Genomic DNA, 13,874 nt, shown 5'->3' with positions numbered 1-13,874 from the left:
CAACATCGTCGCACCGCGGTGCGACCATTTCAGCGGGAAGCGATCACCGTGGTGATCAGCGGCCCGTCCGCGCCGGTGCGGATCAGGTAGCGGTAGCGCTCGCCGGGCACCGCGTGACCCGTGCTGTCCAGGTATTCCCACTCCACCTCGACCAGCGACAGCGCGGCGGAGAGCCGCTGCACGTCGAGCAGTTGCGCGTGCGCCGCGACGATCTGCTGATCCCGATAGGTCGGAGCGGCGCCGAGGAAGGAGAGCGCCACGGCTGCCGGGGAGCTGAACGTGAAGCTGTACGAGTCGGCCACCACCATCCCGGGCAGCGCGTGACACCCCGCGATCCCGGCGACGTCGCCGGTGGTGAGCGCCGCGCTGTAGCGGCCGAAGAACTCCGTGAGCTGATCCAGTTCCGCCTGCGCAGCCATGCGCAGTCGGATGCCCACGGATCGACGAACGCAAACACCGGCCCGGCGACACCCGGCCGGCTGGGAGGATCGGCGGAGGACCCCGCCTTGCGACGGCTAGCAAGACGGACGTACGGTTTACCGGGTACGGCACAACCGAGAGTTAGGCAAACCTAACCCGAAGGTCGCCCTTTCGGTGCGAAAGACTTGACTTCCAGTCGCTGGGTGTGAAGGAGATGACGGTGGCCAGCCTCGACACCTTTGGTGCGAAGAGCGAGCTGCGCGTCGGAGACGCGAGCTACGAGATTTTCACGATCGACAAGGTGGAGGGCCACGACCGGCTGCCCTACTCCTTGAAGATCCTCCTGGAGAACCTGCTGCGTACGGAGGACGGCGCGAACATCACCGCCGACCACATCCGCGCACTCGGCAACTGGGATCAGAACGCCGACCCGAGCGTCGAGATCCAGTTCACCCCGGCCCGGGTGCTGATGCAGGACTTCACCGGCGTCCCCTGCGTGGTGGACCTGGCCACCATGCGGGAGGCCGTCAAGGACCTGGGCGGCGACCCGACCAAGGTCAACCCGCTGGCGCCGGCCGAGCTGGTCATCGACCACTCGGTGATCGCCGACCTGTTCGGCCGTGAGGACGCGTTCCAGCGCAACGTCGAGCTGGAGTACCAGCGCAACCGCGAGCGCTACCAGTTCCTGCGCTGGGGCCAGACCGCGTTCAACGAGTTCAAGGTCGTCCCGCCGGGCACCGGCATCGTGCACCAGGTCAACATCGAGTACCTGGCCCGCACCATCATGGAGCGCAACGGCCAGGCGTACCCGGACACCGTGGTCGGCACCGACTCGCACACCACCATGGTCAACGGTCTGGGCGTGCTGGGCTGGGGCGTCGGCGGCATCGAGGCCGAGGCCGCGATGCTCGGCCAGCCGGTCAGCATGCTGATCCCGCGGGTCGTCGGCTTCAAGCTCTCCGGCGAGGCGCCGGCCGGCACCACCGCCACCGACCTGGTCCTGACCATCACCGAGATGCTCCGCAAGCACGGCGTGGTCAGCAAGTTCGTCGAGTTCTACGGCCCCGGCGTGAGCGCCGTCCCGCTGGCCAACCGGGCCACCATCGGCAACATGTCCCCGGAGTACGGCTCGACCGTCGCGATCTTCCCGATCGACGAGCAGACCATCGACTACCTGAAGCTGACCGGCCGCACCGAGCAGCAGGTGGCGCTCGTCGAGGCGTACGCCAAGCGCCAGGGCCTGTGGCTAGACCCGACCGCCGAGCCGGACTACTCGGAGAAGCTGGAGCTCGACCTCTCCACCATCGTCCCGTCGCTGGCCGGCCCGAAGCGCCCGCAGGACCGGGTGCTGCTCAGCGAGGCCAAGGACGCGTTCCGCGAGGCCCTGCCGAACTACGCCGCGCCGCACGGCCACGCCGACGAGGCAAGCGAGGAGTCCTTCCCGGCCTCCGACGCGCCGGCCAACGACGTCGACGACGAGGCGGACAAGCCGCACCTGTACAGCGCCGCGCTGGGCGCCACCGGCCGCACGTCCAAGCCCGTCCTGGTCAAGGGCGACGACGGCGTGGAGTACGAGCTGGACCACGGCGCGGTGGTGATCGCCGCGATCACGTCCTGCACCAACACCTCGAACCCGCAGGTCATGATCGGCGCCGCCCTGCTCGCCAAGAAGGCGGTGGAGAAGGGCCTGACCCGCAAGCCGTGGGTCAAGACCACCCTGGCCCCCGGCTCCAAGGTCGTCTCCGACTACTACGACCGGGCCGGCCTCACGCCGTACCTGGACAAGATCGGGTTCAACCTGGTCGGCTACGGCTGCACCACCTGCATCGGCAACTCCGGCCCGCTGCCCGAGGAGATCTCGGCCGCGATCAACGAGAACGACCTGACCGCGGTCAGCGTCCTCTCCGGTAACCGGAACTTCGAGGGCCGGATCAACCCGGACGTCAAGATGAACTACCTGGCGTCCCCGCCGCTGGTCGTGGCGTACGCGCTGGCCGGCTCGATGGACGTCGACATCACCACCGAGCCGCTCGGCATCGGGTCGGACGGCAAGCCGGTCCACCTGGCCGACATCTGGCCGTCCGCGCAGGAGATCGACGAGGTCATCGCGCAGGCGATCGGCGCCGAGGGCTTCTCCACGGCGTACCAGGACGTCTTCGCCGGCGACGAGCAGTGGCAGTCGCTGCCCACCCCGACCGGTGACACCTTCGCCTGGTCCGGTGACTCCACCTACGTGCGCAAGCCCCCGTACTTCGAGGGCATGTCCGCCGAGCCGGCTCCGGTCAAGGACATCTCCGGCGCCCGCGTGCTGGCCAAGCTGGGCGACTCGGTCACCACCGACCACATCTCCCCGGCCAGCTCGATCAAGGCGGACTCGCCGGCCGGCAAGTACCTCGCCGAGCACGGCGTCCCGCGCGCCGAGTTCAACAGCTACGGCTCGCGCCGCGGCAACCACGAGGTCATGATCCGCGGCACCTTCGCCAACATCCGGCTGCGCAACCAGCTGGTCCCGGGCGTGGAAGGCGGGTTCACGGTCAACCACCTGACCGGCGAGCAGACCACCATCTACGACGCCTCGGTCGCCTACCAGGAGGCCGGCGTCCCGCTGGTCATCCTGGCCGGCAAGGAGTACGGCTCCGGCTCCTCGCGTGACTGGGCCGCCAAGGGCACGATGCTGCTCGGCGTCCGCGCGGTCATCGCGGAGAGCTACGAGCGCATCCACCGCTCCAACCTGATCGGCATGGGCGTGCTGCCGCTGCAGTTCCCGCAGGGCCAGACCGCCGAGTCGCTCGGCCTCACCGGCACCGAGACGTTCTCGATCACCGGGGTCACCGAGCTCAACGGCGGCGCCACCCCGCGTACCGTCAAGGTCACCACCGACAGCGGCCTGGAGTTCGACGCGGTCGTCCGCATCGACACGCCCGGCGAGGCGGACTACTACCGCAACGGCGGCATCCTGCAGTACGTCCTCCGCAAGATGCTCCGCGGCTGACGCCCCACCCGGACGCCCCGCCTCCCGCCCGGGAGGCGGGGCGTTCCGCGTTCCCACCCGGCCCGCACCGCGCCCCGTTCAGCCACCCAGCCCGCCGACTCGGGCGTGGACGGTTCCCGAGCGCGGGCACGCCCACACCACGACCCCGTCCCGCAGGACCACCCCCAGCGGGTGCGTGCCCGGGTGTTCCGGGCACTCCGGCCAGACCGCCGGGAAACCCAGCTCCGGCAGGCATTCCAGCACCCAGTCGTGAACCTGATCGGCCTGTGTGAACGTCCGCTCGACAAGCGCCGCCCCGGGCTGCGGCACGAACCCGATCGCCCCGGACGCCCCGGCCACCCGCACCCACAACGCGCTGCCGGACCGATCCCGCACCGGCGGCTCCCGCACCACCACGCGCACCGGTGAGCAGCGGTTCACGTCGTGCACGATCGGCTGCAACTCCTCGGGAAGTTCGGTCATGGCCCCCACCGTAGGGTGCGACATCGAACACCGGGATGCCCCACGCTCCCAGCCCGGGTGAATAGGCTTCGGGAATGACGGATGACAACAACGTGATGAGCCGCATCCACCGGCTGGTCGAGGAGGAGCACCAGCTGCGCCAGCAGCTGAGCCAGGGCAAGATCTCCTCGGCCGAGGAGCACGCCCGCCTCAAGGAACTCGAGGAGTCCCTGGACCAGTGCTGGGATCTCCTGCGCCGGCGCCGCGCGGCCCGCGACATCGGGCACGACCCCGACGCCGAGCAGACGCACAGCGTCAGCGAGGTGGAGAACTACCTGCAGTGACCGGGCCGCGGTCGCCGTCGCCGCGGCGGCCGCGAACGGTGCCGGCGCGCGGCGCCACCGCGAACGGTGTGAACCCTCGACGCCGCCCGCGAACCGTCCGCGCGCTCGATACCGCCCGCGGACGGCCCGCGTACCCGTCACCGCCCGCGAACCGCGCGCCCGTCGCCGCCCACGAGCCGCGCACCCGTCACCGCCCGGAAACCGTGCGCCCGTCACCGCCCGGGAACCGCTCCGAGGCTCAGCGGCGGCCCGGCCGGGTGTCGCGTGGCCGCCGGCAGCCCGGGATCCGGGAGGCCCGCGTCGGGATCGGCCGCCGCCGGCCACGCCGGGCGCTCATCGCAGCCCCGCCTCGAACAGCAGCCGCTCGATCAGCCCCTCGGCGTCCACTGCGACCCCCCGCGCTCGGAACCAGTTCGCCACGTTGGTGACGTCCCGCGCGATGAACTCCGCACCCCGCGGATTGGCCACCACGTCCACGATCTGCGGCAGGTCGATCAGCACCAGCCGCCCGTCGTGCACCAGCGTGTTGTACGGCGACAGGTCGCCGTGCGCCACCTGCGCCCGGGCCAGCACCGACAACGCGTCGGCCATCTGCGCCCACAGGTCGTCCAGCTGCTCGGCCTCCGCCCGCACCTGGGCCAGCCGCGGCGCCGCCTCGCCGGTCTCCCAGTCGCCGACGAACTCCAGCATCACCTCGGTGCCGAGCAGCTGCACCGGGTACGGCACCCGGATCAGTCCGCTCTCCTGGCCGACCTGCCACAGCCGCCCGAGCGCGTCGAACTCGGCCGCCGCCCACTGCCCGGCGATCAGCTCCTTGCCGAACGAGGTGCGGTTGCTCATCGCCCGCATCTCCCGCGACCGCCGCACCCGGCGGCCTTCGAGATACCCGGCGTCGCGGTGGAACATCCGGTGCTCGCCGTCCCGGTACCGCTTGGCCGCGATCATGCTGCTCTGCCCGGTCGCCGGCAGCCACCGCCGGACCAGGTACACGTCGGCTTCCTTGCCGGTCTTCAGCACACCCAGCTCGCTGTCCACAGCGGCATGCTCGGTGCGCACCCAGTCGGGCCGCGGCTCGGGCCCGTGCAGCGCACCGTCCCAGCTGGACCAGTTGTCCCCGACCTCGGGCCGGTCGGGATCCTCCTGCAGGGCCGGCTCCAGCCGGCCACGCTTCAGGAAGTCGGACTCGTCGTCGTCGAACTTGCGACGGCCCCGGCGCATGGTCGCCGGACCGTAGGTGTCGTGCTCACGCACTGGAGGGTCTCCTCGGAGAAAGAAGGTTTCAGGGAAGCCGGGACAGCAGGCATCACAAAGACAGCCATTCGTGGCCACCTCCTTCTCTCTCGAAGCCGGTCGGCGAAGACCGGACAGCACGCCGCGGCGCACACCGCGTTGCGCCGACGACTCTCTCCCACCCGGAGTCCGCCCGCAACTCATTTGTCGCCGCCCGAGACCCTCACGACGTCGCGTTCACCGGCTGGTCCTCAGAGGTGCCTGCGCAGGCTCGAGACACCACTGGTGGCCGGCCGCGACCCGGCGGCGCGCAACGGCCCGGGGATCTGCGGACATCGCGCCCGGCCACTATGTGACGTGGGCGCGGCGAGGGGAGCCGGCACGTCGTGACGCCCGGCCGGACAACGTCAGGCGCGGGCCGACATGATGGCGGAGAGGCCCTGGATGACGTTGCCGACCACGCGGGTCGGGGCGAACCGCGTGTCCATCCACTCCCGTCCACGGTGCAGCCAGACGCTGGGCAGGCCCAGGGCCGCCGCCCCGCCGATGTCCGCCTCCGGGCTGTCGCCCACCACCCACGCCCCGGCCAGGCGCATCCGGACCCGCTGGGCGGCGAGCGCGAAGATGCGCGGGTTGGGCTTGCTGACGCCGGCCTGCTCCGAGATCACCCAATCGGCGACATAGCGGTCCAGCCCCGTACGGCGGATCCGGCCCTCGGAGGCCTCGGTGGCCCCGTTGGTGACCACGACCGGGACCAGGCCGGCGTCCGCGGCGATCTCCAGGGCACAGCCGACCATCGGGTCGAGGCGCTCGTAGACGAGCGGGCCCTCGTAGAGCTCGTCGACCAGGTCGATGGCCGGCACGCGCAGCTGGTAGCGGTCCCGGATCAGGTCGGCCAGGTCCCAGCGCGAGGTCAGGCCGTCGGCGTCCACGGCGACCAGCCAGTCAAGATCATCTTGCGGCGCGGCGATCTCGTCGAGGAAACCTTTAGCCCACAGCCGGAACGCGCCGCTGCGGTCGAGCAGGGTGTCGTCCAGGGCGAGGAAGACTAGAGGCACCCGCGCACTTTACGTGAGCGGCGGCCGGAGCGAACAGTCCAGGAGTGTAAACAATGCGCGGAAAGCTTGACGCAATTCGCATCATCCGATCGAGCGACCGCCGCGCGCTAGAAAGCCGTACGTACTGTTTGCAAGACCGCGGGGCCACGTGACACGATCTGCGTTGTGCCCAGGGTAAGCCAGGACCAGCTCGAAGCCCGTCGCCACGAGATCCTCACGGCGGCCCGCGGCTGTTTCGCGCGATTCGGCTACGAGGGCGCCACGGTCCGCCGGCTGGAAGAGGCCACGGGCATGTCCCGCGGTGCGATTTTCCACCATTTTCGCGACAAGGAGTCGCTGTTCCTCGCCGTCGCCGAGGACGACGCGGCCACGATGGTGGAGACCGTCGCCCGCAACGGCCTCGTCCAGGTGATGCGCGACCTGCTGGAGCTTGCCGGCACCAGCGACGGCGACACGGCCGGCTGGCTCGGCACCCAGCTGGAGGTCTCGCACCGGCTGCGCACCGACCCGGCGTTCGCCAAGCGCTGGGCGCAGCGGTCGGAGGCCATCGCCGAGGCCACCCGGGAACGGTTGCAGCGGCAGCGGGACGCCGGAGTGCTGCGGCAGGACGTCCCGGTCGAGGTGCTGACGCAGTTCCTGGAGCTGGCGTACGACGGGCTGGTCCTCCACCTGGCCACCGGCCGTCCCCCCGGCGACCTGGCCCGGGTGCTCGATCTGGTGGAGGACGCGGTCCGCCGCCACTGACCCGGGCCGCAGTCAGAACGGGCCGCCGGCCAGGCGGACCGCGGGAAAGGCAGGCCACGGGCTCAGCCGGACGGGATGGCGCCTCCCGGCCGGCGCGGCGACCACCGTGACTCTGCGAAGATGGCTGCCATGGATCTCGGGCTGGCCGATCGTGTCTATGTCCTCACCGGCGCCTCGCGGGGCCTGGGCCTGGCCACCGCGCAGGCGCTGGTCGCCGACGGCGCCCGGGTGGTGATCTCCTCGCGGGACCCGGAGAAGGTCGGCGACGCGGTCGAACGGCTGGGCGGTCCGCGGCACGCGGTGGGGGTGACCGCCGACCTCACCGATCCGGACACACCCCGGGAGCTGGTGGACACGGCCACCGAGCGCTTCGGGCGGCTGGACGGCGCGCTGATCTCGGTGGGCGGTCCGGCGCCGGGCACGGCGGCGAGCATGACCGATGACCAGTGGCGGTCGGCCTTCGAGACGGTGTTCCTGGGTTCGCTGCGCGCGGTGCGGACCTTCGCGGCGGCGCTGCCCGAGGGCGGCGCGATCGGGCTGGTGCTGTCCACCTCGGTGAAGGCGCCGCTGAGCGGGCTCGGGCTGTCCAACGGGCTGCGGCCCGGCCTGGCGATGGCCGCGAAGGACATGGCGGACGAGTACGGCCCGCGCGGCATCCGGGTGTTCGGGATCATGCCGGGCCGGTTCATGACCGACCGGAACCGGGAGCTGTTCCGCATGACCGGGGATCCGGCGACCGCGGCGGCCGAGGCGGCGGAGCGGATCCCGGTGCGGCGGATCGGGGAGCCGGCCGAGTTCGGGACGGTGGCGGCGTTCCTGCTGTCGCCGGCGGCGGGTTATGTGACCGGTTGCGTGGTGCCGGTCGACGGCGGCTCGCTGCGCGCCCTGTGAAACCCTCAGCCGGAGAAATCGCGGCCGCCGCGAACCGCACCATTCCGGATCTGCTCGGGCCGGGTCTGCGGGTCCTGTTCTCCGGGATCAACCCGAGTCTCTACTCCGCGGCGACCGGCCACCATTTCGCCCGCCCGGGCAACCGTTTCTGGCCGGCCCTGCACGGTGCCGGCTTCACCGACCGGCTGCTGCATCCCTCGGAGCAGCATCTGCTGCCCGGACTGCGTCTGGGAATCACCAACGTCGTGGCGCGGGCCACGGCCCGCGCCGACGAGCTCTCCCCCACCGAACTGATCGCCGGGGGCCGGCTTCTCGCTGATCTGGTACGCCGGGAGCAGCCTGGCTTCCTGGCCGTGCTCGGCGTGACGGCCTATCGGGCGGCCTTCGCGCGCCCCAGGGCGAGGATCGGCCGCCAGCCGGACACGATCGGCGATGTCCCGGTCTGGGTCCTGCCCAACCCGAGCGGGCTGAACGCCCACTTCCAGCTCCCGGACCTGATCCGCGAGTTCGGCGCGCTGCGCGACGCGGCCGGCCACCCGGCCCTCTGACCACGTCATCCGCCATCGGCACCACCGCGAAGACCAGGAGGCCGATCACGGCTCCACGGTAGCCGCCGGAACGGTGAGCGGGGTGGCGGCCTGCGCGAACTGGGTACGGTACAGATCGGCGTACATCCCGCCGGCGGCGACCAGCGAGTGGTGCGTGCCCCGCTCGACGACCCGCCCGCGGTCGAGCACCACGATCAGGTCGGCCTCCCGGATCGTGGAGAGCCGGTGCGCGATGACCAGCGCCGTACGCCCCTCCAGCGCCACCGACAGGGCGCGCTGCACGGCCGCCTCGGACTCGCTGTCCAGGTGCGCGGTGGCCTCGTCGAGGATCACGATCGACGGCTGCTTGAGCAGCAGCCGGGCGATGGCGATGCGCTGCTTCTCGCCGCCGGAGAAGCGGTAGCCACGCTCGCCGACCACCGTCTGCAGCCCGTCCGGCAGGGCCCGGACCAGATCGCCGACCTGCGCGCCGTCCAGGGCGGCCCACATCTCGTCCTGGGTCGCGCCGGGCCGGGCGTACCGCAGATTCTCGGCGATCGTCTCGTGGAACAGATGGGAGTCCTGGGTGACCACGCCGACCGTGTCGCGCAGCGAGTCCAGGGTGGCGTCCCGCACGTCGACGCCGCCGATCAGAACCGCGCCGCCGGTCACGTCGTAGACCCGGGAGACCAGCATCGACGTGGTGGACTTGCCGGCGCCGGACGGGCCGACCAGGGCCACCAGCTGTCCCGGCTCCACGGTGAAGTCGAGGCCGTGCAGGACCGGCGCGTTCTCGGTGCGGTCGAGCGACGCCACGTCCTCCAGGGTGGCCAGCGAGACCTCGGCGGCGCTCGGGTAACGGAACCGCACGTCGCGGAACTCGACCCGGCCGGCGCCCGGCGGGATCGGCACGGCGTCCGGTTTCTCGGCGATGCCCGGCTCCAGGTCGAGCACCTCGAAGACCCGGTCGAAGGAGACCAGCGCGCTCATCACGTCGACCCGGACGTTGCTGAGCGCGGTGAGCGGGCCGTAGAGCCGGGTGAGCAGCAGGGCCAGGGTGACCACGGTGCCGGCCGAGACGTCGCCGTGGACGGCGAGCCAACCGCCCAGGCCGTACGTCAGGGCCTGGGCGAGGGAGGCGACCAGCAGCATCGCCACGAAGAAGGTGCGGGAGAACATCGCCTGCTGGATGCCGATGTCGCGGACCCGCGCGGCGCGCTCGCCGAACCTGGCGGCCTCCGCGTCGGGGCGGCCGAAGAGCTTGACCAGCAGCGCGCCGGAGACGTTGAACCGCTCGGTCATCGTCGCGTTCATCTTGGCGTCGAGGTCGTACGACTCGCGGGTGATCTCGGCGAGCCGCTTGCCGACCCGGCGCGCCGGGATGATGAACAGCGGCAGGAGCAGCAGCGACAGCACGGTGATCGGCCAGGACAGGCTGACCATCACCACCGCGGTGAGCACCAGCTGGATGGTGTTGCTGAGCACCCCGGACAGCGTCGACGTGAACGCCCGCTGCGCGCCGACCACGTCGTTGTTGAGCCGGCTGACCAGCGCGCCGGTCTGGGTGCGGGTGAAGAACTGCAGCGGCATGCGCTGGACGTGGTCGTAGACCTGGGTGCGCAGGCTGAGGATGACGCCCTCGCCGATGCGCGCCGAGTACCACCGCTGGGCGAGCGAGAGCAGCGCGTCGGCCACCGCCAGACCGGCGATGAACAGCGCGATGCGCACCACTGCCGCGGCCGCGCCGGGGCCGCCGCGGGTGATCGTGTTGATCACGTCGCCGGCCAGCAGCGGGGTGGCCACGCCGATGCCGGCGTCGAAGACCACGGCGATCAGGAACACCGTGATGTCCCGGCGGTAGGGCCGCGCGAACCGCAGGATCCGCCGCGTGGTGCCGGGGGTGACCTGGTGCTTCGCGACCCGCTCCGCGCTCTGGATCGAGCGCAGCATGTTCCAGCTGGGCATGCTCATTTCCCACCTCCCGGGCATCGCGGCGACTACGACAACCCGGGAGGTGGAATCCCTATTCCTTGTCCCCGCTGCCGGAGAGCTCGGCCAGCCGGCGGGTCTGCGCCTCCCGCTCGGCCCGGTCCTGCTCCGCGTACGACCTGCCGGACGCCCCGGCGAGCAGGCCCTTGATCTCGGCCACCGCGCCCCGCTCCCCGGCCAGCACGGCCGCGACCAGGTCGGCGACCGCCGCGTCCAGCTCAGTCCGCGGCACCACGGCGGTGGCGAGGCCGATCCGGTCCGCCTCGTCGGCCGCGATCCGCCGCCCGGTGACGCAGATCTCCAGTGCCCGGGACGGGCCGACCAGCTCGGTGAGCCGTTTCGTCCCGCCCAGGTCGGGCACCAGGCCGAGGGTCACCTCGGCCATCGAGAACCGGGCGTCGTCGGCGAGCACTCGCATGTCGCAGTTCAACGCCAGTTGGAAACCGGCGCCGATGGCATGCCCCTGCACCGCCGCGACGGACACGATGGACGGGCTCCGCAACCACGTGAACGCGGCCTGGAAGCCCGCAATCCGATCGGCGCAGTCGGCGGCTGACAACTGCGCCAGGCGAGCCAGTGAGGAATCGCCGTCGCCCCGGGCGACAGACAGATCCAGGCCGGCGGAAAACGCGCGGCCCTCGGCTCGCACAATGACGACGCGGACGTCGCCCGGCAATTTCCGGGAAATGTTGCCGAGCTCCGCCCACATGGCCGGAGTCTGTGCATTGAGAACGTCGGGCCGGCACAACGAGACCGTCGCAACCGGCCCAGCCTGTTCGTAACGAACGCCTACTTCGTCGGCGGTTGACGCCTTAACCGGCTCGGCGTTGTCGGGTGTCACGCCTTCTTGCGCCGGCGCGCGCCGCCACGCTGGCGCAACTGCACACCCGACTCGGTGAGCACCCGATGGACGAATCCGTAGGACCGGCCGGTCGACGCGGCCAGCGCCCGGATGCTCTCGCCGGAGGTGTAACGCTTCACCAGGTCCTTGGCGAGCGACTGCCGCTCGCTACCGACGATTCGACGACCCTTCTCAGTACTGGTAGCTGTGCCAGTGGCTGCCATCTTGAATCCTCACGTCGCAGACAGTGCGGTCAGATACGGTCCCACCTATTACACCGCCTCCAACGATCATGCGCCAGGCATCTAGCGTCGAGGAACGTGCCCATTTATTACTGTCAGGAACTTGACGGTTACCACGAGCATCAATGTCAGACCGTTTGCCGACTGCGCCCGGACCGACATTTACCGTCCCGCTCGCGGGCCGGGATCAGCTCACCAAGACCATCGATCACCTGCAGAAACACTCGATCGAGGCGCGACCGTACGATACCGCCCCGCCACGCTGTGCGCCGGCTGTGGGACACCTGTACGGGACGTCCAGCCCGTACGGGCGCAAGTCCGACCTGCCCGCAAACGCCCGAACATCGCACTGTCTGTGTGGGCACCAGTTGACAACTGACGATGCCGTTGATCCTGGATCAACGGCATCGGATCAGGCGAGCTCGACAAGCTCCAGCAAGTCGTCGCTCCACGCGTCCTCGTCGCCGTCGGGCAGCAGGATCGCCCGGTCCGGCTTGAGCGCCTGCACGCAGCCCGCGTCGTGGCTGACCAGCACGATCGCGCCCGGGTAGTTGGCGATCGCGTCCAGCACCTGCTCCCGGCTGACCGGGTCGAGGTTGTTCGTCGGCTCGTCGAGGAGCAGCACGTTCGCCCCGGAACAGACCAGGGTGGCCAGCGCCAGCCGGGTCTTCTCGCCGCCGGAGAGCACGCCGGCCGGCTTGTCCACGTCGTCGCCGGAGAACAGGAACGCGCCCAGGATCTTGCGCAGCTCGGTGTCGGTCTGCTCGGGCGCGGCGCTGCGCATGTGCTCCAGGATGGTGCGGTCCACGTCCAGCGTCTCGTGCTCCTGGGCGTAGTAGCCGAGCCGCAGGCCGTGGCCCGGGCGCACCTCACCGGTGTCGGACTGCAGCAGGCCACCGAGGATCCGCAGCAGCGTGGTCTTGCCGGCGCCGTTGAGACCCAGGATGGCGACGCGGGAACCGCGGTCCACGGCCACGTCGACATCCGCGAAGATCTCCAGCGACCCGTACGACTTCGACAGCCCCGTCGCGGTCAGCGGCGTCTTGCCGCAGGACGCCGGGCTCGGGAAGCGCACCTTGGCCACCTTGTCCGAGGCGCGGACCTCCTCCAGGCCGCCGAGCAGCTTCTCGGCCCGCCTCGCCATGTTCTGCGCGGCTACCGTCTTGGTGGCCTTCGCCCGCATCTTGTCGGCCTGGGCCAGCAGGGCGCCGGCCTTCTTCTCCGCGTTCGCGCGCTCCCGGCGGCGGCGGCGCTCGTCGGTCTCGCGGGCCTCCAGATACGTCTTCCACCCCATGTTGTACATGTCGACCACGGCGCGGTTGGCGTCCAGATACCACACCTTGTTGACCGCGGCGTCGAGCAGCTCGACGTCGTGGCTGATCACCACGAGGCCACCCTTGTGCTGCGCCATGTAGCCGCGCAGCCAGGCGATCGAGTCCTGGTCCAGGTGGTTGGTCGGCTCGTCGAGCAGCAGGATGCCCTTGCCGTTCTGCCCGGAGTTGGCGAACAGGATGCGGGCCAGCTCGATCCGGCGGCGCTGACCGCCGGAGAGGGTGCCGATGGTCTGCGCGAGCGCGCGGTCGGGCAGGCCCAGGTTCGCACAGATCCGGGCGGCCTCGGCCTCGGCGCCGTAGCCGCCGAGGGCGGAGAACTGGTCCTCCAACTGCCCGTACCGCCGGACCAGCTTGTCCTCGGAGCTCTCCTCGAGCTGCACCTCGAGCTTCTGCATCTCGGCGAGGATGGTGTCCAGCCCGCGGGCGGAGAGCACCCGGTCGCGACCTGTCACGTTCAGATCGCCGGTGCGCGGGTCCTGCGGGAGGTAACCGATCTCACTGGTCCGCTCGACCTGGCCCGCGTAGGGCACGCCCTCGCCGGCCAGCACCTTGAGCGTGGTGGTCTTGCCGGCGCCGTTGCGGCCGACCAGGCCGATCCGGTCGCCGGGCTGCACCCGCAGCGTGGTCGGGGACATCAGGATGCGCGCGCCGGCGCGGAGTTCCAGTCCGGTGGCGGTGATCATGTAAGGCTTCTCGCTCTCGGGGATCGGGCTGACTCGGGGCGCAACTGGGAAATCGGCAGGTCAGCCTTCGCGGAGCAGCACCGCGCCATCCTACCCGCCCGGCGGCGGCACCTCCCACCCGATTAAGCGGCAAGATCA

Annotated in this window: 13 protein-coding genes; 5 read left to right on the top strand and 8 right to left on the bottom strand. The window is 70.8% G+C overall.

What is annotated here, in order from left to right:
* Positions 1 to 29: 29 nt before the first annotated feature.
* Positions 30 to 419 carry a DUF6841 family protein gene (locus tag Asi03nite_RS23810; RefSeq protein WP_203682661.1) on the bottom strand — a complete coding sequence of 130 codons (390 nt, stop codon included), beginning with the start codon at positions 417 to 419 and terminating at the stop codon, positions 30 to 32.
* Positions 420 to 634: 215 nt separating this feature from the next.
* On the opposite strand from Asi03nite_RS23810, the gene acnA reads away from it, so the two are divergent.
* Positions 635 to 3,412, top strand: coding sequence for an aconitate hydratase AcnA (gene acnA, locus Asi03nite_RS23805; RefSeq protein ID WP_203682721.1), 2,778 nt, complete (start codon positions 635 to 637; stop codon positions 3,410 to 3,412).
* 78 nt (positions 3,413 to 3,490) lie between these two features.
* On the opposite strand, the gene Asi03nite_RS23800 is transcribed toward acnA, so the two are convergent.
* Complete coding sequence (locus Asi03nite_RS23800) at positions 3,491 to 3,874, bottom strand: hypothetical protein (protein WP_203682660.1); 384 nt, start codon at positions 3,872 to 3,874, stop codon at positions 3,491 to 3,493.
* Positions 3,875 to 3,948: 74 nt separating this feature from the next.
* On the opposite strand from Asi03nite_RS23800, the gene Asi03nite_RS23795 reads away from it, so the two are divergent.
* On the top strand, positions 3,949 to 4,197 hold the full coding sequence (locus tag Asi03nite_RS23795; RefSeq protein WP_203682659.1) for a DUF2630 family protein: 249 nt from the start codon (positions 3,949 to 3,951) through the stop codon (positions 4,195 to 4,197).
* A 333-nt stretch (positions 4,198 to 4,530) separates the two neighbouring features.
* Here Asi03nite_RS23795 and Asi03nite_RS23790 read toward each other — a convergent pair whose 3' ends face one another.
* Together Asi03nite_RS23790 and Asi03nite_RS23785 are read right to left on the bottom strand one after the other, a co-directional pair.
* Positions 4,531 to 5,448, bottom strand: coding sequence for a serine protein kinase RIO (locus Asi03nite_RS23790; RefSeq protein WP_373872154.1), 918 nt, complete (start codon positions 5,446 to 5,448; stop codon positions 4,531 to 4,533).
* Between the two features lie 386 nt (positions 5,449 to 5,834).
* Positions 5,835 to 6,485, bottom strand: a complete 651-nt coding sequence (locus Asi03nite_RS23785; protein WP_203682658.1) for an HAD family hydrolase — start codon at positions 6,483 to 6,485, stop codon at positions 5,835 to 5,837.
* Between the two features lie 165 nt (positions 6,486 to 6,650).
* On the opposite strand from Asi03nite_RS23785, the gene Asi03nite_RS23780 reads away from it, so the two are divergent.
* The 3 genes from Asi03nite_RS23780 to mug all read left to right on the top strand — a co-directional run bounded on the left by Asi03nite_RS23780 (position 6,651) and on the right by mug (position 8,668).
* On the top strand, positions 6,651 to 7,229 hold the full coding sequence (locus tag Asi03nite_RS23780) for a TetR/AcrR family transcriptional regulator (RefSeq protein WP_203682657.1): 579 nt from the start codon (positions 6,651 to 6,653) through the stop codon (positions 7,227 to 7,229).
* A gap of 129 nt (positions 7,230 to 7,358) precedes the next feature.
* On the top strand, positions 7,359 to 8,120 hold the full coding sequence (locus Asi03nite_RS23775) for an SDR family oxidoreductase (RefSeq protein ID WP_203682719.1): 762 nt from the start codon (positions 7,359 to 7,361) through the stop codon (positions 8,118 to 8,120).
* On the top strand, positions 8,117 to 8,668 hold the full coding sequence (mug, locus tag Asi03nite_RS23770) for a G/U mismatch-specific DNA glycosylase (protein ID WP_307834024.1): 552 nt from the start codon (positions 8,117 to 8,119) through the stop codon (positions 8,666 to 8,668). Before Asi03nite_RS23775 ends, mug begins: the two co-directional genes overlap by 4 nt.
* 45 nt (positions 8,669 to 8,713) lie before the next feature.
* Here mug and Asi03nite_RS23765 read toward each other — a convergent pair whose 3' ends face one another.
* From Asi03nite_RS23765 to Asi03nite_RS23750, 4 genes are all read right to left on the bottom strand, one after another.
* Complete coding sequence (locus Asi03nite_RS23765) at positions 8,714 to 10,612, bottom strand: ABC transporter ATP-binding protein (protein ID WP_203682718.1); 1,899 nt, start codon at positions 10,610 to 10,612, stop codon at positions 8,714 to 8,716.
* 58 nt (positions 10,613 to 10,670) lie between these two features.
* A complete protein-coding gene (locus Asi03nite_RS23760; protein ID WP_203682655.1) occupies positions 10,671 to 11,477 on the bottom strand; it encodes an enoyl-CoA hydratase/isomerase family protein in 807 nt (268 codons plus the stop codon).
* Entirely contained in the window at positions 11,474 to 11,701 is a 228-nt protein-coding gene (locus tag Asi03nite_RS23755) for a helix-turn-helix domain-containing protein (protein WP_014441759.1), read from the bottom strand. Before Asi03nite_RS23755 ends, Asi03nite_RS23760 begins: the two co-directional genes overlap by 4 nt.
* Positions 11,702 to 12,131: 430 nt before the next feature.
* Complete coding sequence (locus tag Asi03nite_RS23750) at positions 12,132 to 13,736, bottom strand: ABC-F family ATP-binding cassette domain-containing protein (RefSeq protein WP_203682654.1); 1,605 nt, start codon at positions 13,734 to 13,736, stop codon at positions 12,132 to 12,134.
* Between the last annotated feature and the right edge of the window lie 138 nt (positions 13,737 to 13,874).

This window comes from Actinoplanes siamensis, from assembly GCF_016862395.1.
Classification (GTDB): Bacteria; Actinomycetota; Actinomycetes; order Mycobacteriales; family Micromonosporaceae; genus Actinoplanes; species Actinoplanes siamensis.
Note: the sequence above shows the minus strand (reverse complement) of the source record. Positions and strands in the feature narration are given on the sequence as shown.

What these genes read in the sequence shown, in the direction of transcription:
- Asi03nite_RS23795 (WP_203682659.1), top strand. Translation starts at nt 3,949, where the DNA reads ATGACGGATGACAACAACGTGATGAGCCGCATCCACCGGCTGGTCGAG.
- acnA (WP_203682721.1), top strand. Translation starts at nt 635, where the DNA reads ATGACGGTGGCCAGCCTCGACACCTTTGGTGCGAAGAGCGAGCTGCGC.
- Asi03nite_RS23810 (WP_203682661.1), bottom strand. Translation starts at nt 419, where the DNA reads ATGGCTGCGCAGGCGGAACTGGATCAGCTCACGGAGTTCTTCGGCCGC.
- Asi03nite_RS23775 (WP_203682719.1), top strand. Translation starts at nt 7,359, where the DNA reads ATGGATCTCGGGCTGGCCGATCGTGTCTATGTCCTCACCGGCGCCTCG.
- Asi03nite_RS23765 (WP_203682718.1), bottom strand. Translation starts at nt 10,612, where the DNA reads ATGCCCAGCTGGAACATGCTGCGCTCGATCCAGAGCGCGGAGCGGGTC.
- Asi03nite_RS23800 (WP_203682660.1), bottom strand. Translation starts at nt 3,874, where the DNA reads ATGACCGAACTTCCCGAGGAGTTGCAGCCGATCGTGCACGACGTGAAC.
- Asi03nite_RS23750 (WP_203682654.1), bottom strand. Translation starts at nt 13,736, where the DNA reads ATGATCACCGCCACCGGACTGGAACTCCGCGCCGGCGCGCGCATCCTG.
- Asi03nite_RS23755 (WP_014441759.1), bottom strand. Translation starts at nt 11,701, where the DNA reads ATGGCAGCCACTGGCACAGCTACCAGTACTGAGAAGGGTCGTCGAATC.